The 23592-nt window shown below is 59.9% G+C and carries 19 protein-coding genes and 1 pseudogene; 12 read left to right on the top strand and 8 right to left on the bottom strand.

The features are described 5' to 3' along the window. Window positions 1–292 precede the first annotated feature (292 nt). Both G5S42_RS03720 and G5S42_RS03715 read left to right on the top strand, forming a co-directional pair. Entirely contained in the window at window positions 293–1069 is a 777-nt protein-coding gene (locus G5S42_RS03720) for an SDR family NAD(P)-dependent oxidoreductase (protein ID WP_176105581.1), read from the top strand. A gap of 153 nt (window positions 1070–1222) precedes the next feature. Further along, a complete protein-coding gene (locus G5S42_RS03715; RefSeq protein ID WP_246391800.1) occupies window positions 1223–2329 on the top strand; it encodes an IS5 family transposase in 1107 nt (368 codons plus the stop codon). 212 nt (window positions 2330–2541) lie between these two features. Here G5S42_RS03715 and G5S42_RS03710 read toward each other — a convergent pair whose 3' ends face one another. Both G5S42_RS03710 and G5S42_RS03705 read right to left on the bottom strand, forming a co-directional pair. Continuing rightward, on the bottom strand, window positions 2542–3387 hold the full coding sequence (locus tag G5S42_RS03710; RefSeq protein WP_176105580.1) for an IclR family transcriptional regulator: 846 nt from the start codon (window positions 3385–3387) through the stop codon (window positions 2542–2544). A gap of 103 nt (window positions 3388–3490) precedes the next feature. Continuing rightward, window positions 3491–5269, bottom strand: coding sequence for an FAD-dependent oxidoreductase (locus G5S42_RS03705; protein ID WP_176105579.1), 1779 nt, complete (start codon window positions 5267–5269; stop codon window positions 3491–3493). Between the two features lie 63 nt (window positions 5270–5332). Here G5S42_RS03705 and G5S42_RS03700 point away from each other — a divergent pair, with 63 nt between their 5' ends. Continuing rightward, the gene (locus tag G5S42_RS03700; protein WP_176105578.1) at window positions 5333–6103 is read left to right on the top strand and encodes an EthD domain-containing protein; all 771 of its coding nucleotides are present in this window, start codon (window positions 5333–5335) and stop codon (window positions 6101–6103) included. Between the two features lie 138 nt (window positions 6104–6241). Here G5S42_RS03700 and G5S42_RS03695 read toward each other — a convergent pair whose 3' ends face one another. Next, window positions 6242–7585, bottom strand: a complete 1344-nt coding sequence (locus G5S42_RS03695; RefSeq protein WP_176105577.1) for an MFS transporter — start codon at window positions 7583–7585, stop codon at window positions 6242–6244. A 321-nt stretch (window positions 7586–7906) separates the two neighbouring features. On the opposite strand from G5S42_RS03695, the gene G5S42_RS03690 reads away from it, so the two are divergent. Beyond that, window positions 7907–9082, top strand: coding sequence for an MFS transporter (locus tag G5S42_RS03690; RefSeq protein WP_312883516.1), 1176 nt, complete (start codon window positions 7907–7909; stop codon window positions 9080–9082). A 20-nt stretch (window positions 9083–9102) separates the two neighbouring features. On the opposite strand, the gene G5S42_RS03685 is transcribed toward G5S42_RS03690, so the two are convergent. Then, on the bottom strand, window positions 9103–9936 hold the full coding sequence (locus G5S42_RS03685; RefSeq protein ID WP_176105576.1) for an IclR family transcriptional regulator: 834 nt from the start codon (window positions 9934–9936) through the stop codon (window positions 9103–9105). Between the two features lie 102 nt (window positions 9937–10038). On the opposite strand from G5S42_RS03685, the gene G5S42_RS03680 reads away from it, so the two are divergent. The 6 genes and pseudogenes from G5S42_RS03680 (at window position 10039) to G5S42_RS03655 (ending at window position 17703) form a co-directional block, all read left to right on the top strand. Continuing rightward, window positions 10039–10845, top strand: coding sequence for an IclR family transcriptional regulator (locus G5S42_RS03680; RefSeq protein ID WP_176105575.1), 807 nt, complete (start codon window positions 10039–10041; stop codon window positions 10843–10845). A 302-nt stretch (window positions 10846–11147) separates the two neighbouring features. Continuing rightward, a complete protein-coding gene (locus tag G5S42_RS03675; protein ID WP_176105574.1) occupies window positions 11148–12104 on the top strand; it encodes an MBL fold metallo-hydrolase in 957 nt (318 codons plus the stop codon). 141 nt (window positions 12105–12245) lie between these two features. Beyond that, a pseudogene (gene hmgA, locus G5S42_RS03670) lies at window positions 12246–13586 on the top strand (homogentisate 1,2-dioxygenase). Continuing rightward, complete coding sequence (fahA, locus tag G5S42_RS03665) at window positions 13583–14953, top strand: fumarylacetoacetase (RefSeq protein ID WP_176110318.1); 1371 nt, start codon at window positions 13583–13585, stop codon at window positions 14951–14953. The pseudogene hmgA and the gene fahA overlap by 4 nt, the downstream one beginning before the upstream one ends. After that, window positions 14950–15597 carry a maleylacetoacetate isomerase gene (gene maiA, locus G5S42_RS03660; RefSeq protein WP_176105573.1) on the top strand — a complete coding sequence of 216 codons (648 nt, stop codon included), beginning with the start codon at window positions 14950–14952 and terminating at the stop codon, window positions 15595–15597. Before fahA ends, maiA (G5S42_RS03660) begins: the two co-directional genes overlap by 4 nt. 186 nt (window positions 15598–15783) lie before the next feature. Then, window positions 15784–17703, top strand: coding sequence for a CocE/NonD family hydrolase (locus G5S42_RS03655; RefSeq protein WP_176105572.1), 1920 nt, complete (start codon window positions 15784–15786; stop codon window positions 17701–17703). A 536-nt stretch (window positions 17704–18239) separates the two neighbouring features. Here the strand turns inward: G5S42_RS03655 and G5S42_RS03650 are convergent. From G5S42_RS03650 to G5S42_RS03640, 3 genes are all read right to left on the bottom strand, one after another. Then, the gene (locus G5S42_RS03650) at window positions 18240–19253 is read right to left on the bottom strand and encodes an EthD domain-containing protein (protein WP_176105571.1); all 1014 of its coding nucleotides are present in this window, start codon (window positions 19251–19253) and stop codon (window positions 18240–18242) included. Continuing rightward, window positions 19246–19758 (bottom strand): MFS transporter, encoded by a 513-nt coding sequence (locus tag G5S42_RS03645; RefSeq protein WP_176105570.1) that lies wholly within the window; start codon window positions 19756–19758, stop codon window positions 19246–19248. Before G5S42_RS03645 ends, G5S42_RS03650 begins: the two co-directional genes overlap by 8 nt. Before the next feature lie 402 nt (window positions 19759–20160). After that, on the bottom strand, window positions 20161–21120 hold the full coding sequence (locus tag G5S42_RS03640) for an MBL fold metallo-hydrolase (RefSeq protein WP_176105569.1): 960 nt from the start codon (window positions 21118–21120) through the stop codon (window positions 20161–20163). Between the two features lie 176 nt (window positions 21121–21296). Between G5S42_RS03640 and G5S42_RS45410 the strand changes: the two genes are divergently transcribed. Both G5S42_RS45410 and G5S42_RS45405 read left to right on the top strand, forming a co-directional pair. Then, the gene (locus G5S42_RS45410; protein ID WP_176105568.1) at window positions 21297–22103 is read left to right on the top strand and encodes an IclR family transcriptional regulator; all 807 of its coding nucleotides are present in this window, start codon (window positions 21297–21299) and stop codon (window positions 22101–22103) included. Next, a complete protein-coding gene (locus G5S42_RS45405) occupies window positions 22093–22929 on the top strand; it encodes an IclR family transcriptional regulator (RefSeq protein ID WP_176105567.1) in 837 nt (278 codons plus the stop codon). The genes G5S42_RS45410 and G5S42_RS45405 overlap by 11 nt, the downstream gene beginning before the upstream one ends. 1 nt (window position 22930) lies before the next feature. On the opposite strand, the gene maiA (G5S42_RS03625) is transcribed toward G5S42_RS45405, so the two are convergent. After that, complete coding sequence (maiA, locus tag G5S42_RS03625; protein WP_176110316.1) at window positions 22931–23590, bottom strand: maleylacetoacetate isomerase; 660 nt, start codon at window positions 23588–23590, stop codon at window positions 22931–22933. Window positions 23591–23592 lie beyond the last annotated feature (2 nt).

Raw genomic sequence — 23592 nt, 5'->3', positions numbered from 1 at the left:
GGATTGCTCTTGTCTCGTGCCTTTGCGAGTTCCGACACGACCGCTCTGTAGATGAGATACTACGGCCTCAATTATATATATGCCATTGCTTTTGCGTAGGTGCAATCCCTGAGTCAGCCGAAAAAGGCCTGTCACCTGCGGAAAGCGGAGCATCGGGAGACTGTTCGCCCCTCCTGGCGGCGGGCCAACCATTGCGTGAGTAATTACACCGATGCAATAACACATGTATATGTGCAAAGCTGCCGATTTATCCACGGCCACACGGCCACCCATTCACGAACAAGGACAAGTCATGTCGTTTCCCCAATCCGTAGCGCCTCGCCTGCTCGACGGACGCTTTGCGCTCGTCACCGGCGCCGGGCAAGGCAATGGCCGCGCGCTCGCCGTCGGTCTCGCGCAGGCCGGAGCGAAAGTCATCGTCAGCGATATCGCCTTTGAGCACGTTCAGGAAACCGCGGGGCTGATCAGTGAAGCAGGCGGCGACGCGTGGGCCTTCCCCCTCGATGTGACGGATGCCGACGCGTGCCATACGCTTGCCGATAAAGTGCAAAGCGAAGTGGGTCAGGTCGATCTTCTTGTCAACAATGCCGGCATCATCATTCGCGAGAACACTTCGAGCCCTGATGCCGCGAAGAACTGGAAGAAGGTCATGGATGTGAACGTCCAGGGCACCTTCAACGTGACGCATGCCTTTCTCGGTGTGATCAAGGCGACGAAAGGCGTGATCATCAATGTGGCTTCGATCGCCGCTTATGCTGGCCAAGGCGCAAGCCTCGGCTACTCTCCGTCGAAAGGAGCAGTCAAGATGTTCACCCAGTCACTCGCCGCTGAACTCGCCCCTTTTGGGGTACGCGTCAATGCGCTGGCACCGGGGGTCATCGAAACTCCGATGACGGCCGCGACCCGTGAAGATCCAACGCGCCTGGCGGCTTTCATGTCGCGCATTCCGATGGGTCGCGTGGGGCAGACGGAAGACCTTATCGGTCCGACGATCTTCCTCGCGTCTGACATGTCGCGCTACGTGACGGGCGTCACACTCGCGGTCGACGGCGGTTTCCTCGCTATCTGAACGGTCTGCGGCGGCGTCCGCGCGAGGCGAACGCCGCCGGCGCTGCCCGCCCTGAATAACCCTAGCAGGCTGTTGAATTTGGATCCCGTGTAAACGGGGTTTGAAGGACGGGCGTTATGGATATCGTGTTCATGATCTTTGGCAGCGGATGCGATGCGCGGAATGGACGAGATGCAGGAACCCCTGTTCACGACGGTCAAGCTCGAGGACTTCGTCCCGGCAGATCACCCGTTGCGACCGATCCGGTTGCTGGTGAATGATGCGTTGAAACGGCTCAACGGGCTGTTCAGCGTCATCTACGCGGACACCGGTCGTGCCTCGATTGCGCCTGAGAAGCTGATGCGGGCGCTGCTGTTGCAGGTGTTCTACTCCGTACGCAGCGAGCGCATGCTGATGGAGCAGATGCGCTACAACCTGCTGTTCCGCTGGTTTGTCGGGCTGGCGATTGAGGACGCCGTGTGGGACCACTCGGTGTTCTCGAAGAACCGCGACCGGCTTCTGGAGCATGAAGTCGTGGAAGCGTTCTTCACCGAAGTCATGAGCACGGCGGACAAGCGGGGCTTGCTGTCGAGAGAGCATTTCTCGGTGGACGGCACGCTGATTCAGGCGTGGGCCAGTCACAAAAGCTTCCGCCGCAAGGACGGCCCGGACGATGGTCCGCCAGCCGGCGGTGGCCGCAACGCCGACACCGACTGGAAAGGCGAGCGACGTAGCAATGCCACGCACGAGTCGACTACTGATCCGGAGGCGCGATTGTTCAAGAAGAGCCACAAGAGCCCGGCCATCCTGTGCTACCACGGGCACATCCTGATGGAGAATCGCTCGGGGCTGGTGGTCGGCGCCGTGGTTAGTCACGCAGATGGTTTTTGCCGAGCGGGCCAGCGCATTGCAATTGCTCGATTGCGTGCCGGTACTCATGCGAAGACAGTTGGCGCCGACAAGGCGTATGACACCCGTGACTTCGTGAACGATTGCCGCGCTCGCAACGTGACACCGCATGTCGCGCGCAACGATGAGCGTTGGGGCGGCAGCGCCATCGACGGTCGCACTTCGCGGCATGCGGGCTACCGGACTAGCCAGATCATCCGCAAACGAATCGAAGAGCATTTCGGCTGGGGCAAAACCATCGGGCGGATCCGGCAGACGGTCTATCGCGGCCTCAAGCGCGTCGACCAGCACTTCAAGCTGACGATGGTTGCGAGCAATCTGACCCGCATGGCCCGAATGCCAGGGATGGTGCCGCGAGGAGCGACGCGATGAGCCGCCAATGCGCGAAGACTGCGCGCCAGACGAGCCGCATGCGTGCGCCTGCCCCGCGCAGATCGCGCGGTGAACCGTTAATTCAGCGCAATATCGCACGCGCAAGTCTCCTGAACATAGCTTCGGTCGTCATGACGGGGCGCTTTTTCAACAGCCTGCTAGGCGAGGACTGTTGACCGCCGCCGTTTCCATGCAAGCGCTGCGCGCCTCGACTAATAGCGGCAGCTCTCGGCGCTATCTGTCGAAATCGCCAAGGGTGCCTTATCGCGTGGCCCGCTTCTGGACAGTCTGCGCGAAAATTCCAGCAGTCGATCTCTCACCTTGCCGTAATCGGAGGTGTCGACGCTGCTCGACGAGCCGAACACCGTCACCGCAAGGATGATGGCGCCTGTCGCATCGAAAATCGGGGCGCTCAGACTGTCGACCTCAGGAATCGGCAAGCCGTAGGTGCGCGACACACCCTGGCGCCTCACGTCGGCCAGGATGGCATCGAGTTCGAGTTCCTGGATGCCGTCTTCCGACGCGCCCAGTTCCCGCAACAGCATAGGCCGCGTCGATTGTCTCGGCAGAAATGCGGAAAAGAGCCGTCCCGTACTGCTGTGTGCTACCGACATCACGGACCCGACATGCAGGCCAACATGAAGATACATGTCGGGGCCGTCGTACTGGATCACTGTCGGCCCATGATCGGTCCATATAGCAACGAATACCGCGTGGCGTTCGCTGACCACGAGTTGTTTCACTTGGGTTAGCGACTCCTGAAGCGGGGAAACCTGCCGCAGCGCGGTCAAACCCAGCCGAAGCGCGAGCGGTCCAGGCTCGAAGCAGTGCGTGGTCGCATCTTTTCTCACGAGGCCTGTACGCACCAGACTAACCATATATGTGAACACCTGATTCAACGGCAGGTTAGCGGCGACGCTCAGATCCAGCATCGAGACGGGCCGGCCGGCGTTGGCAATCGTTTGCAGCAGCGCACCGCCGACCTCCATTGCGTGGATGCCGCGCTGTGGCTTCCCAGTCCTCGGCACGCCGTTTTCAAGTACAGGATTCGTCGCCATCGTGATCCTTGCCCGATCTGATACCGGCCGAACGAAAAGCCGCGGTGGCTACGCGGTTCAACAGCGCAGCCACCGCGGCAGACAGATGGATACCGGAACAGCGTTAGCTCGCCTGTTGGGAGACCATCGTGAGCTTGCTATTCGTGATTGCATTCCCCGCGGGGGTACCGTATTCGGAGACGTTGACACCTGAAGCAATTGCTTTCCCGGCGATGAAGCCGAACGTCAGAGCCGGTCCGAGCGTAATGCCTGCCCCCGGATAGTTGCCGCCCATGATGCTGCACGCGTCGTTGCCCACGGCGAACAAACCGGTGATCGGCGAATTGCTGCTGTCCAGTACGCGACATGATTGATCGGTCTTCAGGCCAGCGAAAGTTCCGATGTCGCCGATTCGGATCTTGAGCGCGTAGAACGGACCCCGCTCGATCGGCGCGATACATGGATTCGGCGCATGCAACGCATCTCCTTGATATCGGTTGTATGCCTTGCTGCCTTTTCCGAATACAGGGTCGCGACCAAGCCTGGCTTCTGTGTTGTAGGTCCGGACCGTTTCTCTCAGGTTCAGCGCATTAACGCCAATTTTCCCGGCCAGTTCCTCGAGCGACGCACCCTTGGTCAGATAACCGACCCGCAAATAACGTCCGATCGGCATCGGAAATGGCGCAACGCTACCCAGCCCATAGGTGCGCAGCGTCTTGTGATCACATATGAGGTGCGCCGTGATTTCTTCGCCCGGCGGGGTAGCCTTAACCAGCGCCTGAACGAAGTCGTGATACGAATTGCCTTCGTTCGTGAAGCGCTTACCGTCGCGCAAGACCGAGATGACCCCCGGTTTCGCGCGGTCGATGAAGTGCGGCATGATGCCGGTCGTGCCGTCCTTGCGTGTCAACGTCGATACAGGAACCCACGCTGCGGCGTTAGGCAACGTCGTTGTCACGCGGCCGCCGACGGTTTCCGCCATACGCAGGCCGTCGCCCGTATTGCCGGTCGGGGACGGCGAGAAATGTTCGTTGCCGGTCGGGGCGTGCGGGAACAGTTGCTTGCGTCGCTCGATATCGTACGGGAAGCCTCCGCTCGCGAGCACTACCGCTCGCTTCGCCGTGACGTTGATCTTTGTGCCCTCCCGATCGAGCACCGCGCCCGTGACGCGTCCATTCGTCGTGGTCAGGCTCAGCGCTTTCGTGTTCAGCCACAACGGGACGTTCAGGTCGAACAACGACTTGGCGAGTCGGCCCGCCAGCGCGTTGCCGTTCGTGAGCGTCATGCCCCGGCCATGCTTGAGCACGTCGGCAAAGTGACGGGACAAACGCTTGGTCACGTACCAGGCCGACTTGACGGACTTCGTCACGCGCATGAAGTGAACGATCTCTTTCCCGGAGCCGAGCATCATGCCGAACACCGTCAGCTCGGGCAGCGCGGGCGCGAGGTCCTTGATGGCCGGGCCAAGTTCCCTGCCGTCGAATGGGCGAGTCACCATCGAACGTCCGCCTTGCGTCCCGCCCGGCGCTTCTGCATGGTAGTCCGGAAATACGAGCGGCATGTCGAAGCGAACGGCCGTTTTCGCGGTAAAGAAATCAACCGCCTGAGGACCGTGCTCGATAAAGGCATCGACTCGGGGGCCGTCGAAGCTATCCCCGGCCTCGTGCTGAAGATAGGTGCGCGCCGCGCCCTCCGTCTCGTAGATGCCCTGGACCTTCGCCAGCGACGTATTGGGAATCCACAGCCAGCCGCCGGAGCGGGCGGTCGATCCACCAAACTTCGGTTCCTTTTCGATGACTAGTACCTTCAGGCCTTCGTGCGCGGCGGTAATCGCCGCCGACATTCCTGAGCATCCCGAACCGATAACAAGAACATCACAGCTGTAATCGCTCTCTGCCTTCATTATGCGTCTCCGTCGTCCGAGAACGCGCTGCAACAGCGCGTTCTCATCGTCAATCCCAATTCATTGGGCCATGAATACATGATACGCTTAAATTATACATACGCAGAGCAATTTGCGTCCGTACAATCCCTAGGATTGGGCAACGACGAAGTCATCGAACATCTTTTTTTAGGAGACGAAATGATCAAGCGAATGACGCTGCTGTCCCGCAAGCAAGGCTCTTCCGTTAGCGACTTCCGCGCCTATTGGTCGGGCTGTCACGCGCAACTCGCGCTATGCATGAACGGCATCAGCAGCTACACGCAGAATCGGGTCGATAAAACGCTTTGGCAGTTTTCAGACGATTCGGGTCACTACGACATCGACGGCGTCGTGGAGCTTTGCTTCGAAAGCGACGCGGTGATGGACGAAGCGCAGCGCTCCAGCGTTGGCAGCGAGCACATCCCGAATGATGAACCGAACTTTTTACGCGGATGGACGCTTTGCGTGGTGGAGCACGAAGATGAGCCGACCGCCCATGCAGGCGTGAAGGTGATCGTCGCTGCGACGATGCGCGACAGCGTATCGCGAGCCGACTTCAGGCAAGCGGTCGTTGGCGCAAACCTGGCTCAGCGCGAGGCCGCCGCACTTTCGTTCGACTGGACCCAGAAAACCGCAAAACGCGAGCGACTATGGGCCGAGCCCGTTACGCCAACTGTCCTCGCGAGCCTGTGGTTCGGGAACGTCGCGCAAGCGCATGACGCATTTAGGCCTGACGGTGCCTTCGCGCAAAAGATCGGTCAGATTTCGACGCGGGCAGCCGCTCTCCTGATCGATCCGCTGGTCATAAGATAGACCCGCTGCGATGGCTGGCGGTGCAACGCCGCCAGCCACGCATGAGTTCGTCAAGAATCCACTGTTGCCGTTACTAACCTGCATAAGACAAAAAAGGGCGCTTCAACTTCTAGCGCCCCTGTTCCCCGGTCAAGCTGGTTATGCAGTCCTCGCCCTTTCGGCGCGCTCGTGCCGCAGGGCATGCGCCATCGCAACGCACGCGAGCACGAGCAGGACCGCGATGAAGTAGAACGCATAACTCATGCTGCCGGTGTAAGTCTTGATGAGGCCAATCAGGTACGGTGTGATGGTGCCGCTCGACACCCCGATACTGCTGACGAGCGCGATGCTCGCTGCTGCGTTGGGCCCACGGAAGAACGTGGCAGGCACGGACCAGAAGATCGGATGAGCCGCGTAAATGAGGACGGTTGCGGCAGTCAAAAAGGCCATCGAACCGGCGAAGCCGATGCCATGCGAAGTCAGCAATGCGAGCGCTGCTGCCGCGCCCGCCGCGCAAATCACGAAATGCCACTTGCGCTCGTTGCGACGATCCGAGTTGCGCGCGATCAAAATCACCCCGAGCGCACCAATCGCGTTAGGGATGGCCGAATAAAGGCTGATTTGCACGATGTCGGTGACGCCGAACCCCTTGATCATCGACGGCATCCAGAACAGCAATAGGAGAATGCCGGAGGTCAGGCAGAAATAGACGAACGCAAACAGATAGACATAACGATTGCCGAGCGCCGCCAGCAGCGAGTGTCCGTGTTCGGTCGGCTTCGCGTCCCGGGCGAGCGCTTCGCTGATCTGTGCTTTCTCGCGCGGACTCAGCCACGATGCCGCAGACGGATTGTCTTGCAGATAGAAGTAAGCGATGACACCCAGCAACACCGCCGGTGCACCTTCGATGGCCAGCATCCACTGCCAGCCATGGATACCGTGCATGCCATCCATGCCGCGCATGATCGAACCAGAAACCAGCCCGCCCAGCACGCCCGCCACCGCGACGCCAGCGTAAAAGATCGACAGCGCGCCCGCGCGACGCCGCGCCGGGAACCAGAAAGTCAGGTAAAAGACGATACCAGGAAAGAAACCTGCTTCGAACACGCCGAGCAGGAAACGCAGCACATAGAACTGCGTGGTCGTCGATACCGCGACCATCAGCACTGACGCCATCCCCCAAAGCACCATGATTCGAGCGAACGTCTTTCTCGCGCCGAACTTGTGCAACAGCATGTTGCTGGGCACCTCGAACAGCACGTAACCGATGAAGAAGAACACCGCGCCAAGGCTGTATGCGGCGTCCGTCAACGAAAGGTCGTGCTTCATCTGCAGTTGCGCGAAGCCGATGTTATTGCGGTCCAGGATCGCGATTACGTAGCAGAAGAACAGAAACGGAATGATTCGCAGCGTGACTTTGCGGAAAAGACTATCTTCCGTCGTCTCCGTGTGAATCTCGTTCGCGGATGCCGGAACCGCGTAAGCGGAACTTCGCGTTGTCATCAGATGCTCCAGTGCTGTGGTCTTGCCTGTCGACGCCGTCGCGAGTCACGCGGACTTCGCCCTACAGAGGAAAGAAGGCAGCGGCGCGAACGCACGACAACCCTCCTGAGTTACATATTAGCTTCATCATTCGCATATATATAATTCAGGTTTGTACCTATTCGTCATTTGCAGGCCTTGGACGCCGCTCGGCGGGACACACTTGGGGTTAACCCCTGTTACGCAAACCTGAGCGTGTGTTTAGCTTGTTATATATACGCAAACGCATTCATTACTTTATAAAACCCAGCATCATATTTCCAGGCCGGAGCGGGAGAGCGAGTGTCCAGGCAAGTTTTGTGGCTGTTAAGCACATGTTGCTTTGCCAGCATGGCTTCCATGAGAGTCTGCGATTCTCTGGTGCCTGCCGTGCAGACAACATTCGCAGTGGCTATGGGGCACGCCGCCCAATCAATCTCCGCGTTCGCCTTGGCCTACGGCGTGATGCAGCTGGTGTTCGGACCTTTGGGCGACAGATTCGGAAAGACGCGCGTCATCGCGATTGCGACGCTTGCATGCACGGTGGGCAACCTTGGAGCAGCGCTTTCCGGGACCATGGGCCAGCTGGTTGCGGCCCGAGTACTGTCGGGGGCAGCCGCCGCGGGTATCGTCCCTCTGACGATGGCGTGGATCGGCGACACGGTCGCCTACGAGCGTCGTCAGGAAATTCTCGCCAGACTCCTAGGCGCGACAGTGTTCGGCATGGTCGCAGGGCAGTGGTTTGGCGCACTGCTTGCGGACGCGTTCAACTGGCGCGCCCCCTTTGCCGCGCTCGCGGCCGTTTGCCTGGTAGCGGGTTTGCTGGTTTTGCGCGAAGGGTCTGACTCAGGGGGGCAACACGCCGCCCATCAGCCCCCGTCCCGTTCCGCTCATCGGGCGCTCGAGGTACTCTCGATTCCTTGGGCCAGGACCGTGCTGCTGGTGACTTTCATCGAAGGTGCGTTCGCATTCAGCGCTCTGTCCTTCATTCCCATCTATTTGCACACCGCTTTTGATATCGCCATGTCCAAGGCCGGCGGGATTGTTGCAATGTATGGTATTGGCGGCCTGAGCTACAGCAGGGGCGCGCGCCTGCTGGTAAGACGCCTCGGCGAGGTCAACCTTGCGCGGCTGGGAGGTGTCTGCCTCGCCATCGCCTATGGCACTCTCGCATTGCTCACCAACTGGTGGCTCGCGTTGCCTGCATGTTTTCTGGCGGGGTTCGGCTTTTACGCGTTGCACAACACGCTACAGACGCACGCGACTCAGATGGCGCCCAACATGCGCGGCACTGCGGTTTCGCTGTTTTCGTGCTTCCTGTTTTTCGGCCAGTCGCTCGGCGTATTCTGCGCGGCCTGGCTGATCGACCGGTTCACTGCGCCGCCGGTTTTTGCGGGCAGCGCCGCTGGCCTGCTCGCGATCGCGGCCGCCTTCTCATGGCTGATATCTCGCAAAAGCGCACGGTTAGGTCTGACCTGAGCCGGCGCCCACGGCGTCCGCTAAACCGGTTGCACGGTGGGGCCGGCGTTTCTTTCAGTAAGAAGCCTGGTCGTCTCGAGCAGGCTGGTACAAAGCGGCCCGCGCAATGCAACATCGAAATTGCCGGCCACGCCAAAGAGCGTAAGCACGAGAACGATGTCGCCGTTGCCGTCGAAAACCGGTGCACTGATGCTGTTGACGCCCGGAATCGGCAATCCTTCGCCACGGGCCAGTCCGCGCTTTCTTATATCGGCCCGGATGGCGTCGAATTGCGCCCGCGTCAGGTGTTCGCCCTCTGGCGTCTGCGAACCGAGATCGGCTTTAAGCAGTTCCTCGACCTTGGGATCCTTCTTGTATGCCGCGAAAACGCGTCCGGTCGTCGAGTGGGCGAGGGACATCACCGTGCCGACGTGGACGCCTGCGTGCAGAGACACGGCGGGCTCGATGCTTTGCAGCACCGAGGGGCCGCGGTCGCCCCAGGTCGCAAGCAGCACACTCTGTTCGACGCGGGTCGCCAAGTCGACGGCCGGCCGCATCGCGTTACGCACTTCGGGCACCATGCGTAACGCATGCAGTCCCAAGCGAAGCGACAGGGGCCCGGGCTCGAAACGACCCGTTACAGGGTCGCGCTTGACGAGCCCGGTCCGCAGCAAGCTGACCATATAGGTGAAGACCTGATTCGCTGGAATCCCGCTCCGAGCACTGAGTTCGGCGAGTGTCACCGGCTCGCCGGCTGCCGCGAGGTACTGGAGAAAGCGTCCGCCGACCTCCATGCTCTGGATACCGCGCTGCTCCCTCCGGGCGCCGGATTCGTCTTTGTCCGGATTTTCATCTGACTGCTGCCTGGTTACCATCCATTCCCCTGCCGCACGAATGTACGTAAGATTTGCTGATTTTACCGGGTCGTGAGCCCTCGCGACATTTCCCACACCAATCGAGCTTCATCTGAACTCAGCATGGACACCGAAAGCACAGAAAAGGCACAACGGGGGATTCAATCCGTCGAGGTGGGCAGTGAGATTCTTTCCGCACTCACGCAGTCGGACACGCCAATGCCGCTGAAGGAAATCGCGCGTGTGACTGGCATGGCGCCTGCGAAGCTTTTCCCTTATCTAGTCAGTCTGATCAAGCTGCAGCTGGTTCAGCGAGTCGAACCCTCAGGCGATTATGCGCCTGGCTCGCTCGCGTTGCGGCTGGGACTGTACGGGTTGCAACGTCTGAACCCGCTGCGAGAGGCGGAATCGGACGTGCTCGCGTTGGCATCGAGAACTGGCCAAAGCGTCTTCCTGACTACGTGGGGTCCGAACGGGCCGGTAGTCGTCAGGCAGGAAGACCCTTCGTATCCGCTGCACCTGACGCTTCGGGTCGGGACCATCATGTCGTTGGTCAACACGGCGACCGGCAGGCTCTTTGGCGCGTACATGCCGGAGCAAATGGTCCTCAAGGCGCTGACTGACGAAGGGATGCGCCTCAGCGGTGCGACCTCGCTCAAAGCGGCGGACAAGCAGTTGCTTTTCCGCGAATACGCCAAGATTCGCGACGTTGGAATGACGCGCACGTCCGGCAAGCCCTTGCCGGGGGTCAACGCGATCGCGGCGCCCGTCTTTCTCTTTAACGGCACCATCGCGCTGGCGCTCACGTTGGTCGGACCGGCCGGCACGTTCGACGTTCGATGGGACGGCGAACTCGCGAAAACGCTTCGCCAGACCGCAGCCGAGCTGTCATATCGGCTCGGCTATTCAGGCCCTGTAACCGGCCACTGATACCCCTTCCGGGTTGTCCGTCGGGACGCCCGCTTGATCCGTCGCAGCCGCGGTCCCCATAGCGGCTGCGCCGTCTGTCCCTACCTTCCCCTTTGCTGACCACGCGAACGCCGACCACGGTTCGCGTGTCTCCGCGCGCGCCGCGGCATGCAATTCATCCGCTTGGCACCCCGTCCTCGCACTACCCGGCGCATACGGGGAATTGTCTATATGCGATTCAATTCGCTAATATATAATTTAAACACTGTCGCGTGTGCACCCGCGCACGCATTCGATGAACAACCGTTACCGAGGTTTTTGCCATGACGTCAGTAAAGAAATTCGCATCGCACGCAGACACCGAAGAAAAGAAGGTCACTTTCGAGCAGCTTTCCGAGCACGCGTACGCGTACACGGCGGAAGGCGACCCGAACACCGGCATCATCATTGGCGACGACGCTGTGCTCGTTGCGGATACGCAAGCCACGCCAGTTATGGCCCAGGACGTGATTCGCCGCATCCGAGAAGTCACTGACAAGCCGATCAAGTACGTCCTGCTCACGCACTATCACGCGGTGCGCGTACTCGGCGCCTCGGCGTACAACGCCGAGCAGATCATCGCCAGTCAGGACACCTACGATCTCATCGTCGAGCGCGGTGAGCAGGACATGAAGAGCGAAATCGAGCGCTTTCCCCGCCTCTTCAATGCTGTCGAATCGGTGCCCGGGCTGACGTGGCCGACGCTGACCTTCCAGAAAAAAATGACCCTGTGGATGGGCAAGCTGGAAGTGCAGATTCTTCAACTCGGCCGTGGCCATACAAAAGGCGATACCGTCGTCTGGCTCCCGCAAGACAAGGTGCTGCTGTCGGGTGACCTCGTTGAATACGGCGCTACGCCGTATGCGGGAGACGCCTACTTCCAGGACTGGCCCGCGACCCTCGATGCGATTGCCGCGCTCAAGCCGGAAAAACTGGTGCCCGGTCGCGGCGCTGCACTGAAAACGCCGCAAGAAGTCGCCGACGGACTGGCGGGAACCCGAGCGTTCATCAGCGAGCTATACACCAAGGTCAAGTCGGGTGCGAGCGACGGAAAGGATCTGAACGCCATCTATAAGGAAGCCTACGCCACGTTGAAACCGAAATTTGGCGACTGGGTGATTTTTGATCACTGCATGCCCTTCGATGTAACGCGCGCACACGATGAGGCAACGCAATATCCCGACCCGCGTATCTGGACGGCTCAGCGCGACAAGGAAATGTGGGAGACGCTCGAGGGCTGACACTCCGTTCGTGGGCCGGACCGGTCACGCCGAGCCGGCCCCGTTTAAGGCAATCCAGCAAGGAGACAAATAGTGAAACCCACCGCGCAGGAAGCCACTGCCCGATTCGAGCCGGCGGACCAGGGCTCATTACGCAACCCCCTGCTGAAGCGCGCTCCGCGGGACTCTGCACATTCAGCGCACCCTCCCGGATATCAGTCTGGATTCGGCAGCGAATTCGCGACCGAGGCGCTCGCCGGCGGACTTCCGATTGGCCGCAATTCGCCGTAGCGAGCACCTTATGGGCTCTATGCCGAACAACTATCCGGTACTGCGTTCACGGCACCGCGCTCGCATAACCGCCGGTCCTGGCTGTACCGGGTGCGGCCGGCCGCGGTCCACCGGCCATTCACGCAAGTTGAAAATAGCCGCCTTCTCAGCGACTTTTCCAACGTGCCACCGACACCGCCGAACCAGCTCCGCTGGGACCCGCTGCCCTATCCTGCTAACCCGACGGATTTCGTCGACGGCATGGTGACAATGGCAGGCAATGGTTCCGCAGAGTCGATGAACGGCTGCGCGATTCATCTTTACGCGGCGAACCGCTCGATGTCGGACCGCTTCTTCTACAGCGCCGATGGTGAACTGCTGATCGTTCCCCAGGACGGCAGACTCAGCATCGCCACGGAGCTCGGACTCCTCGAACTCAGCCCGCAAGAGGTCGCCGTCATTCCTCGCGGCGTGCGCTTTCGAGTCGAACTACCGGACGGCCACGCACGCGGCTACATCTGTGAGAACTTCGGCGCATTATTTCGCCTGCCCGATCTCGGCCCGATCGGATCAAACGGCTTGGCCAATCCGCGCGATTTTCTGACGCCACTCGCCGCCTACGAAGTACGCGAAGGTAGCTTCGAGCTAGTCGCAAAGATGAACGGACACTTGTGGCGCGCGGACATCGATCATTCGCCGCTCGACGTCGTTGCGTGGCATGGAAACTACGCGCCGTACAAGTACGACCTTCGTCTATTCAACACGATCGGTTCGATCAGCTTCGATCATCCGGACCCATCGATCTTTTTGGTCTTGCAGTCAGTCAGCGACACTCCGGGCGTCGACACGATCGATTTCGTTATATTTCCGCCGCGCTGGCTGACCGGAGAGGATACATTTCGCCCTCCATGGTTCCATCGCAATGTCGCAAGCGAATTCATGGGCCTGATTCATGGCGAGTACGACGCGAAAGCGGAAGGCTTCGTTCCGGGCGGTGCAAGTCTGCACAACTGCATGTCAGGTCATGGTCCGGACGCGGACACGTTCGAAAAGGCATCCGCCGCCGATACGTCCAAACCGGTCAAGGTCGACGCCACCATGGCTTTCATGTTCGAGACCCGCACCCTCATCAAGCCGACCCGGTTCGCACTAGAAACATCGCAACTACAAAACGAATACTTCGAGTGCTGGCAGGGACTCAAGAACCAATTCAATCCGGAAGTAAAGTCATGAGCGCTACTATCGAACCCGGCGATGTCGTTTCACAGACCACACGCGCGGATCTGAAAAGCTGGGTCGAATCAGCTAACGACGGAAAAACCGATTTCCCGATCCAGAATCTTCCGTTCGGCGTCTTTTCGACGGGCGGCAATTCCCCGCGAGTTGGTGTCGCGATCGGCGACTGGATCGTCGACCTCGCTGCGCTCGAAGCAGCCCGGGTAATTACGATTCCCTACGCGGCAGTCGACGACGATGGCAATCCGAAAAGCGTGTTCCGGCAGAAACGGCTTAACGATTTCGTGTCGATGGGCCGCCTCGTATGGTCGAGCATCCGCAGCCAGTTGTCTTCGCTCTTGTCGGCTGACGTTGCGACGCTGCGCGCCGATGCCGGATTGCGCGCGCGCGCGATGGTTAAGCAAGCCGATGCGCAAATGCATCTGCCATTCGAAATCCCCGGCTACACAGACTTCTATTCGTCGCGCGAGCACGCAACGAACGTCGGTTCGATGTTCAGGGATCCCCGCAACGCCCTGATGCCGAACTGGCTCGAGATTCCAATCGGCTACAACGGTCGCGCGTCGTCGGTCGTGGTCAGCGGAACACCGGTTCGCCGGCCGAACGGTCAGCGTAAAGGCCCTAACGACGCGCGCCCCACATACGGGCCGTGCTGCAAGCTGGACATCGAACTGGAAACCGGATTTTTCGTCGGAATTGGCAATGCTCTAGGCTCTCCGATCGACGCGAAGGCGGCCGACGAGCACATCTTCGGTATGGTCCTGCTGAACGACTGGAGTGCGCGCGACATTCAGCAGTGGGAATATCAGCCGCTTGGACCATTCAATTCGAAAGGTTTCGCCACGACCATCTCGCCATGGGTTGTGACCTTGGACGCACTGTCACCATTTCGCGTCGAGCAGCCGACTCAAGACCCGCAGCCGCTTGCTTATTTGCGTGGTGCGCACCGCGCGGGCGTCGATCTGGAACTGGAAGTGCGACTCAAGCCGCAACACGCAGACGTCGCCAAAACAATTGCTCGCACCAACTTCAAACACATGTACTGGTCTATGGCGCAGCAGCTGGCGCACCACACATCCGGCGGCTGTAATACCCGCGTCGGCGATCTGATGGGTTCGGGCACGATCAGCGGGCCGGAGTCTGATGCCGTATCCGGCGACATCGGGACCTTCGGCAGTTTTCTCGAACTGACCTGGAACGGACAGAAGCCGCTCGATGTCGGTAACGGCGAAGTCCGGTCGTTCATCGAAGACGGCGACGAGCTAACCTTGCTCGGGTGGTGCCAAGGAGACGGCTATCGGATCGGCTTTGGTTCGTGCGTCGGCCAGATCTTGCCCGCGCTGCCCTCGACGGAGAGCCAATGAAGCTATACAGCTACTTTCGCAGTTCGGCGTCCTATCGCGTCCGTATCGCGCTTGCGTTGAAGAAGCTTCCTTTCGAATACGAAGCCATCCATCTACTAAAGGATGGCGGTCAGCATTTACACGACGCATATCGCAAGATAAATCCCGACGGGATCGTCCCTGCGCTCGTTGACGCACCGAACGTGCTGACGCAGTCGTTAGCGATCATCGAGTACCTGGACGAATTGCATCCTACGCCCCCGTTATTGCCAACGGATCCGGCCGATCGCGCATACGTGCGTGCAGTCGCGCTGCAGGTCGCATGCGAAATACATCCAGTCAACAACCTGCGTGTTCTGCGCTATCTGAAAGACCAGATCGGAATCTCGGACGAGCAGAAAGCTGCATGGTACAAGCACTGGATCGACGTCGGCTTTAGCTCCCTGGAAGCGCGCCTTGCGCAGGAGCACCGGGTCGGCGGCTTCGTGTTCGGCGATGCGCCCACCCTCGCCGACATCTGTCTCGTTCCGCAAGTCTGGAATGCGAAACGCTTTGCGATTCCGCTAGATCCGTACCCGACAATTGAACGTCTTGCACGCAACGCCATGGCGCTGGCACCGTTCATGCAAGCCGACCCAGCCAATCAGCCGGATTCGGAGGACTGACTTGCAAACGTCCCGGTGAGGCACAGCACGGGTTTGTCCCGATCCCACTTCCTGGTTAAATGAGGCCAAATATATTCTCCTATATCTAATTTCAGTCCACGCTGGGATTAATTTAGGTGAACTTCGGATCGGGCGTACAGAAATGCGCCCCGACTCAATCTCGCCAGACACCGGAAGGGGACAAAAGTGAAACGTTCGAGACTTGCATGGCTGCTTACCGCAGCACAGGCTGCTCTGCTGGGCAGCGTGGCTATTCCTGTCTTCGCTTCTTGTGAAAGCGGGCACGCACAACAGTGTGACTCCACCGCCGCCACTCCGTTTCCCGGCGGGGTATGGACGCCCGGCAACGCGACCTACGGCACCGCACTCGACAAGAGCATTCCTGTGACGATGAGCGATGGTGCTGTCCTGATGGTAGATGTGTCGTACCCGACCGACTGGCAAACCGGTGCGCGCGCGAAAGGCCCGTTTCCGGTTCTGATCACGCAAACTCCGTATCTGGGAACGCCGTCCAATGCTGGGGACTACTTCGTGCAACGCGGCTACATCTTCGTTACCGCATCAGTGCGGGGAACACGCAATTCGGGCGGCGACTTTTCGTTCTTCAGCGAGCGCGACGCGAAAGATGGAGCGGAGTTGGTTCAATGGGCCGCCACGAAACTACAGAATTCGAACGGCAAGATTGGCTTGCAAGGCGGCTCGTGGGCAGGGCTAAATCAGTTCTACACTGCCGTCGCGGCGGGGCGCAATTCCCCAATCAAAGCGGTCGCACCCTTCTGCGCCGGCGCAGAGTTCTATCGCGAGACTTACTTCGCCGGCGGTATTCCCACGCAGACCGCGCAATTCCCGCTATTTTTCGGCCCGGCTGTGGGTAACGATCATGGAGCGACCGCCTATGGCCAGTCGCTGGTGAACGAGATTGAGGCCGGCGGCCCGCGAGCCTACGACAGGGAGTTCTGGCAAATCCGCACCCCAGGCAATTACGCGCGTCAGTTTGTCGAGCTTGGCATCCCAGCGCTGATCTGGAGTACCCACCAGGACATCTACGCCGAAAGTTCAATGTCGATGTACGCGTATCTGCAAAACGCATATAGCAAGCAATATCTGTATGGTCCGATGACCCCGAACCAGAAGGCGACCGGCCGCTATCAGATCATCATCAGCCAGGGAGGCCATTGCCAATTCGAGGAACAGACGACCGGCCAGAATATCGCCAACAACATCACTCTCGAATGGTTCGACACCTGGCTCAAGGACAAGAAGACCAGGATGGCGGACACCACTGAGCCGGTTCACGTGCACGAGTTGGGCTCGAACAATTGGATAAGCACGTCAGCATATCCGGTTGCGCCCTCCTACAAGCAGTATTTCCTTTCGGCGCAAGGCGAGTTGTCGCGAACCGTGCCGAAACATTCCGGCAAAGCAGACGTCCTGTGGGCGCAACCCGGCACCGGCAGTTCTCTGCAGTTCGACAGCCCCGTGCTCAAGAAAGGCGCCACACTCGCGGGCCCGATGAGTGCTTCGTTCTATGCATCTTCGACCACACCGAACCTGGAACTGATTGCGACCGTCGAACTGGTGGCCGCAGATGGAACGGTGACGCCAGTCTCGTCCGGCACCGTGCTCGGCAGTCTCTCGAAAAACGATCCGAACCGTTCGTGGATCGATAAGAACGGAGTTCCGGTGAAGCCGTACGGCGAATACGTGGCCGACCATTACGTGCCTGCCAATGAACTGCGCAGATACGATTTTGTCATATCGCCCAAGTTCATCGCGATCCCAGAAGGAAGCAAAGTTCGACTGGTTGTCACCACGCAGACCCCGTCGCAAGGTGCTAATGGTGCTTCCACTCCCCCGCCGGCGAATTCCCAGTGCTCGCCGTCGCTCGGCACCGATGCCTGCTTCCCCACCCATCCGCAGGTCGTCTCGCTCACGTCGAGCACAGTCTCCCTCTACTTCGGTCCGGGCAGCCCTTCCTCGTTGAATCTGCCGTTGCTTAAGGCGAATTGCTTCAGGTCAGAAGGCAACACCAGCGTTCCGAACTGGAGCGGCGATAACGACGGCTCACACGGTGCAGTTTGTCAGGACATGAGCGACAACGATTAGTCCGCATCTGAGCGCTTGCGCTGCTTGACCCGATCCTTCTCGAACGGGTCAAGCAGCAGCCTCCGTCAAAATGGGGAACCGTGCGCCAGACGCACCGAAACAGCATCAAAATGCAGTCCCTTTCATGCTCCCCATGTGCCCCTCCGAATGATCTCGCTTCGCCTGCTCAAGCCGTTCTCGGTCTCCAGCACGAATGGTCCAGGACCGGTCCGCTGGAAAACTGAACAGCAGGGACGAACTCGGCCGCCGGAGACTCACCTCGCCGTTTCGCGCACGAAAAAGCCAGCGATTCCTCGGCAATCGCTGCATCAGAAATTGAAAGCAGGTGCGACTGCTTAGATCGGGTAACGCTTCGGGACCGCCGCGCACTCGCGCCGGCCGATGTGTCTCCAAAGCCGACACTGCCGTGGAGGCTGCACCCCATAGTGATGTTGAGTTTCTCCGTGCCTGGGCGAAGCCGCCATCCTCTGTGACATGGACAAAGACTCGCATCGAACGCAGCTTGTCCATTTCAGCACCAGATGCTTTTCCCGGCACTACCGGGTGGATATCTCGCCATGAAGCCTCTCGACCACGGGGATCACGATCGTCGTCCAAAATTCGGAAGCCGCCGGGTCTATCAACGTGGACTCGTGGCTCGCGACCGCGCGGCCGGCATCGCTTCGCAGGAAATCTTCCGCTGCAGCGACATTGTCGAAACCGTACAGTCCGATTCCATCGATCTTGACAGCATCGGGGTGATAAAACGGTGCGTCTGCTTCAGTCGGCCCAACGTTATGAAGCTGCACGTACCGCTTGACGCTACCGTCGAATCGCGCCTGCTCGCTCACCAGCGCGGCATGTTCTTCCCGCCACCAACGTTGGAACTCGGCCCGGCTTGCATTAGTCCGGCGCCTGTGCAGCTTCACGAGAATCACCGCCTCCGCTCCATTCGGGCTCGGGATGATCACATGCTGCCGCGCAAGCACGGGAGCGAGATCACGAAACATTGCCCGGTCTTCCGGAATGATCTTCGTTCTAATTCGTTCGTTGGCAAGCACTAGCGGAATGTCATCGGGAGTGGCGAAATTGAGGAAGGCCACGCCGTCCCACGAAGGCCGTTTGTACGGCGCCACGTGGCCGATGATCGTCGGCCAAAGGGCACCGTGCGAGTCAACCGGTACGCGATATGGCGGCTGATCCGTATTCGTGGGCCCCGCGGCAAAGCGGTGCAACTGTGAATAACGCAGCAGCCGCTCGAGACTCTTGTCACTGTCCTCCTCTACGTGCGTGAATCGCACGCCGTGCACTTTACGCCAGTACTCGCTCCAGTGTTCGAAATTAACGTTGGCATCACTTTCGAACGCGAGGTTCTTGGCTTCCGCCGCAGGATCGGCGCTCGGTCGGCCTGAAGTATCCAGCGTAAATCCGCTTCCCAGCCGTCGGTCGCCCAGTCTCGTGCTGTCGGCACGAGACAGCAACGAGAAAAGCGCTGTCAGCGGCTCATCGCTTGCCTGACGCGTTTGGATATGTGGCGGCCGAAGCACGGTTTCTTCGACAAGATTAGCCATGAGTGTCACCTTTAAAACGATCGAGGAAGGAAATGATCAATGGCACGATACCAGCCAGTACGCCCACGGGCCAAAGACCGTCGCGCCCATGGATTTGCAGTGCTGTGCCGCCGAGCGCCGGACCAAGCGCCATACCATACTCAGCGCCTGTCATGAGCATGCCGTTGAGACAGCTGCGCGCTCGCGTCCAGGCTTGATCAGGCGGGTGAGATACCAACGCTGCCATGACTCCAAGGTCGAAAACGACGGCACAGATGCCAATCGTCCAGAGGCTCGGAGAAGCCACAATCAGAGTCGCAAAGGAAGCGATTAGCAGAGTGCAGTCGATCCGAACAGCATGCAGCGGACCGGAACTGTCAGCAAGCGCGCCAAACATAGGCGCGGCGAGCGCACCGGCAGCACCCGCGAATCCGAACATTCCAACAACCGCTGATCCTTGACGAAACGGAGCTGTGCCAATGACCACAGACAAGGAAGACCAGAAGGCCCCGAGCGTAATGGCCAACGCGGGCTGGGTAGGCACATCCAAGCGAAGTCCGCGATGTCTGGTCCAAAGCGCCCACAAGCTACTCAGCAGAGAAGAATAGTTGGACCTCAACGTGGGTCCTGCTTCATCTGCGGCTGTGCGAAGCGGATGCTGATAGGCCAAAAACGACACGACACAGCAAAGATAGGGAAACGGGATGATGCGCCGCGCTACTCTGTCGAGAATCTGCTGATCGTCTGCGGCCGCGCAGAACACGGGAACCGCATCGATGTTGAGAGATTTATGTATTGTCTCTCAGGACGGCGTCGAGTCGATAGTGCATCGCCTGTTGCCCGGCAGTGTCTCGCGCGCCCTCGCCTGATGACATGAAACATGAAAAAAGGCCCCGCGAGCGGGACCTTTATGAGTGGCTCCGGACAGTCAGTCCTGCAACGCGGCCCACATTTCCTTGTCGCGCTGCGCCGTCCAGATACGAGGATGCTTGATGCCGCTTGCCTCGTCATAAGCGCGCGATACGTCGAACGGCAGGCAGTGCTCATAAATGAAGACATGGCCGAACTTCGGGTCCATCGACTTGCGGGTATGCGCCATCGACCCCTTCAGATCGAGTTTGTCGGCCACCGCTTCGCGGCCCGCCTGCAGTAACGTCGTAACGAAGTCTTTCGTGTAGTCGAGACCCTTGTTCACTTCCGCGGGCGACAGCAGCGCGGGGCCACGGCCTGGGACGAGCTTCTCGGCATTCAGAGCGCGCAGCGCTTCGAGCGTGGCCGGCCATTCTTCCAGCTGCGCATCGCCGCAATAACAGGCCGCGTCGTATTCGACCAGATCGCCGGAGAACAGCACCTTCTGCGACGGCAACCAGACGACTGTGTCTCCTTTGGTATGCCCCGAGCCGAGATGCGCGATCTTCACTTCGAGCTTGCCGAGAAAGAGCGTCATTTCCTTTTCGAACACCAGCGTCGGCCACGTCAGGCCGGGCACTGTTTCGACGCCTGCAAACAGGCGCGGGAAGCGTTCGATCTCCGACTTCATATCGGCTTCGCCGCGCTCGACGATCATTTCGTAGGTGCCGCGACTGGCGATCACCTGCTGCGCACCTTCCTTGAAGTATGCCGACGCGCCCAGCACGCGCACGGCGTGATAGTGCGACAGCACGACGTATTTGATCGGCTTGTCGGTGACGCTGCGGATCTTCGCGATCAGGTCTTGCGCCATGGCAGGCGTGGCGGTGGTGTCGACGATCAGCACGCCATCGTCACCGATGATGACGCCCGAATTCGGATCGCCTTCCGCGGTGTACGCGTACGCGTTCTCGGACAACTGGGTCCACGTGACTTTTTTTACTTCCAGGTCAGCCTGGGATGCGAATGCTTTTGCCATGTATGTCTCCGTAAATCGGCGGGGGATGACGAATAGTCTCGCCCCGGGTAGAATTTGTCAATAGCAAGTCGATTTGCTATATGTAAAATACGGGAAAACCCCGGTGCTGTGGGCGCCGCTGGCCCAATGCGCTAGCATGAGCGTCCGACGGTGACGTGCAACAATGGATCGGACAATTGAAAGAAGCAACTGAGAGATCACAACGAGGTATCCAGAGTGTCGAGGTCGCCGGACGCATCCTTAAGGCTCTGGCACAACGACGCGCGCCCGCGGCTTTAAGCGAACTCGCTAACGCTGCGGAACTGTCCACCGCGCAGGCCCATACCTATCTCGTCAGCCTGACCAGGCTCGGACTCGTAAAGCGCGACGCGTTGACCGGGTCCTATGAACCCGGTCCACTTTCGCTGCGCCTCGGCCTCATGTTCGTCGAGCAGCAGGAGGCCTACCGCGTCGCAGTGCCCTACGCGACCGAACTCGCCGCGAAGCTCGGATTCAGCGTGGCAGTGTGTGTAGCCGGTGCACAAGGACCGATGATCGTGCGCTATGAGCGCGGCGCCTACCCGTTGCATGTCAACCTGCATATCGGTACCGTGATGTCACTGCGCTCGACCTCTACTGGCAGGATCTTCAGCGCATTCCTGAAGCCCGATGAGCTCGCGGCGATGATGCGAAATCAGGGAATCGCACCACTGAACGTCGGCGTCGATCACGTCGAGTCGCCCGATGGTGCGAAGACTGAGAGTCTCGAAGAAGAGCGTAAACGCGCGATGGCACGCAGCGTCGATGTGCCAAGCCCAGGGATCAGCAGCCTGAGCGCGCCCGTATTCGACGCACACGGAAGCATGCAGCTCGCGCTGACTGTGATCGGCCCGTCGGGTGCGATGGATACTGACTGGCAAGGTCCGATAGCGACCAAACTCCGCGAGATCTGCCAGCGCATCACTGAAGCTTTGACTGACAGGACGTCGACCCATGCAGTCTGAACCGAATAGCACAGCAAACGATGCCGCGGCCGGCTCGGACGTTAAGGCACAACGCGGCATTAGCGCGCTCGAGAGCACCGGTGAGCTTCTGGTGTCGCTTGCTGGAGCGAGCCAGCCGCTGGGCCTGCGCGACCTTGCGGCGGCAGCGGGCATGCCGCCAGCCAAGGCTTTCCCGCACCTCGTGAGCCTGCAGAAAATCGGCCTGCTTTCACGCGATGAAGACGGCTGCTTTTCGGCGGGACCGCTAGGCTTCGAACTGGGACTTGTCGCGCTGCAACGGATGTCGCCTACCCGTGATGCCGAGCCGGAGATCGCCTCGCTCGCCGCGACGACGCAACTGACAGTCGCCGCCGCCGCTCTGGGTCCGCTTGGTCCGACAATCATCCGTCTCGAGGAGTCCGCACGGCCGCAACATATCAGCCTGCGGATAGGTACGGTCATGTCGCTCGTCAATACGTCGATTGGACGCGTTTTTGCGGCGCACATGGAGGAAGATGCGCTGGAACGCTGGCAAAGCCACGAGTCCATCAGACTCGCAGGTGCACAAGCGGAACAGCCGCTTTCGCGCGCGTACCGCGAGCGCTTGAACCGGATCCGCGAGAACGGCATCGATGAGTCGTTCGATGCGCCTGTGCCCGGCGTCGGCACCGTCGCCGCGCCGGTTCTTGATCATACCGGCGGGATCTCGCTAGTCATTGCGGTGATCGGCTCGTCGGCCAGCTTCGATGCGGGCCCGCAAGGGCCGGTCGGACTCGCGCTGCTGGCAGCGACGCAGCGGCTATCATGGCGTTTCGGCGCAAGCGGCGCGGCTACGCCTGCTGGCTGACTCAAGCGTCCGCGTCAGGCTGCTTACTGGGCTCGGCTGCGGCAAACGCCGGATGCGTCATCGCATGATCCGCGATTCGAGCGATCGACGGGTAGCTATGCAACGGTATCTCGAACCGGCGCGCGTTCCAGACCTGCGGAACCAGACAGACATCCGCAAGGCTCGGCTTATCTCCGAAAACAAAACTACCGACGCGCGAATCCGACGAGAAACGTGTTTCGAGAGCCGCAAAGCCAAGATCGATCCAGTGCCGGTACCATGCTTCCTTCTGCGCTTCCGATGCGCCAACTTCGCTCCTAAGGTACTTCTGGACGCGCAGATTGGCGATTGGATGAATCTCACAGGCAATTTGGAGCGCGATTGATCGCACGAAGGCCCGGTCCAGCGATGACGGCGGCAGCAGGGCCGGTGTCGGGTAAAGCTCTTCCAGATACTCGATGATGGCGAGCGACTGCGTAAGCACGGTGCTTGTCGCTCCGTCGTCGCAGACGAGCGACGGCACCAGCCCATCCGGGTTGATTGCGCGATAGGCCGCCAGCAACTGCTCCCCGCCGTTACGCACCAGATGCACAGGCGCCTGATGGTACGGAATGCCTTTCAGGTTCAGTGCAATGCGCACACGAAACGACGCCGAACTCCGAAAATATCCGTGCAACGTCAGGT

Origin of the sequence: Paraburkholderia youngii, from assembly GCF_013366925.1 — a bacterium.
Lineage (GTDB): Bacteria > Pseudomonadota > Gammaproteobacteria > Burkholderiales > Burkholderiaceae > Paraburkholderia > Paraburkholderia youngii.
Note: the sequence above shows the minus strand (reverse complement) of the source record. Positions and strands in the feature narration are given on the sequence as shown.

What these genes read in the sequence shown, in the direction of transcription:
- G5S42_RS03720 (WP_176105581.1), top strand. Translation starts at nt 293, where the DNA reads ATGTCGTTTCCCCAATCCGTAGCGCCTCGCCTGCTCGACGGACGCTTT.
- G5S42_RS03715 (WP_246391800.1), top strand. Translation starts at nt 1,223, where the DNA reads ATGCGCGGAATGGACGAGATGCAGGAACCCCTGTTCACGACGGTCAAG.
- G5S42_RS03710 (WP_176105580.1), bottom strand. Translation starts at nt 3,387, where the DNA reads ATGGCGACGAATCCTGTACTTGAAAACGGCGTGCCGAGGACTGGGAAG.
- G5S42_RS03705 (WP_176105579.1), bottom strand. Translation starts at nt 5,269, where the DNA reads ATGAAGGCAGAGAGCGATTACAGCTGTGATGTTCTTGTTATCGGTTCG.
- G5S42_RS03695 (WP_176105577.1), bottom strand. Translation starts at nt 7,585, where the DNA reads ATGACAACGCGAAGTTCCGCTTACGCGGTTCCGGCATCCGCGAACGAG.
- G5S42_RS03685 (WP_176105576.1), bottom strand. Translation starts at nt 9,936, where the DNA reads ATGGTAACCAGGCAGCAGTCAGATGAAAATCCGGACAAAGACGAATCC.
- G5S42_RS03680 (WP_176105575.1), top strand. Translation starts at nt 10,039, where the DNA reads ATGGACACCGAAAGCACAGAAAAGGCACAACGGGGGATTCAATCCGTC.
- G5S42_RS03675 (WP_176105574.1), top strand. Translation starts at nt 11,148, where the DNA reads ATGACGTCAGTAAAGAAATTCGCATCGCACGCAGACACCGAAGAAAAG.
- fahA (WP_176110318.1), top strand. Translation starts at nt 13,583, where the DNA reads ATGAGCGCTACTATCGAACCCGGCGATGTCGTTTCACAGACCACACGC.
- maiA (WP_176105573.1), top strand. Translation starts at nt 14,950, where the DNA reads ATGAAGCTATACAGCTACTTTCGCAGTTCGGCGTCCTATCGCGTCCGT.
- G5S42_RS03650 (WP_176105571.1), bottom strand. Translation starts at nt 19,253, where the DNA reads ATGGCTAATCTTGTCGAAGAAACCGTGCTTCGGCCGCCACATATCCAA.
- G5S42_RS03640 (WP_176105569.1), bottom strand. Translation starts at nt 21,120, where the DNA reads ATGGCAAAAGCATTCGCATCCCAGGCTGACCTGGAAGTAAAAAAAGTC.
- G5S42_RS45405 (WP_176105567.1), top strand. Translation starts at nt 22,093, where the DNA reads ATGCAGTCTGAACCGAATAGCACAGCAAACGATGCCGCGGCCGGCTCG.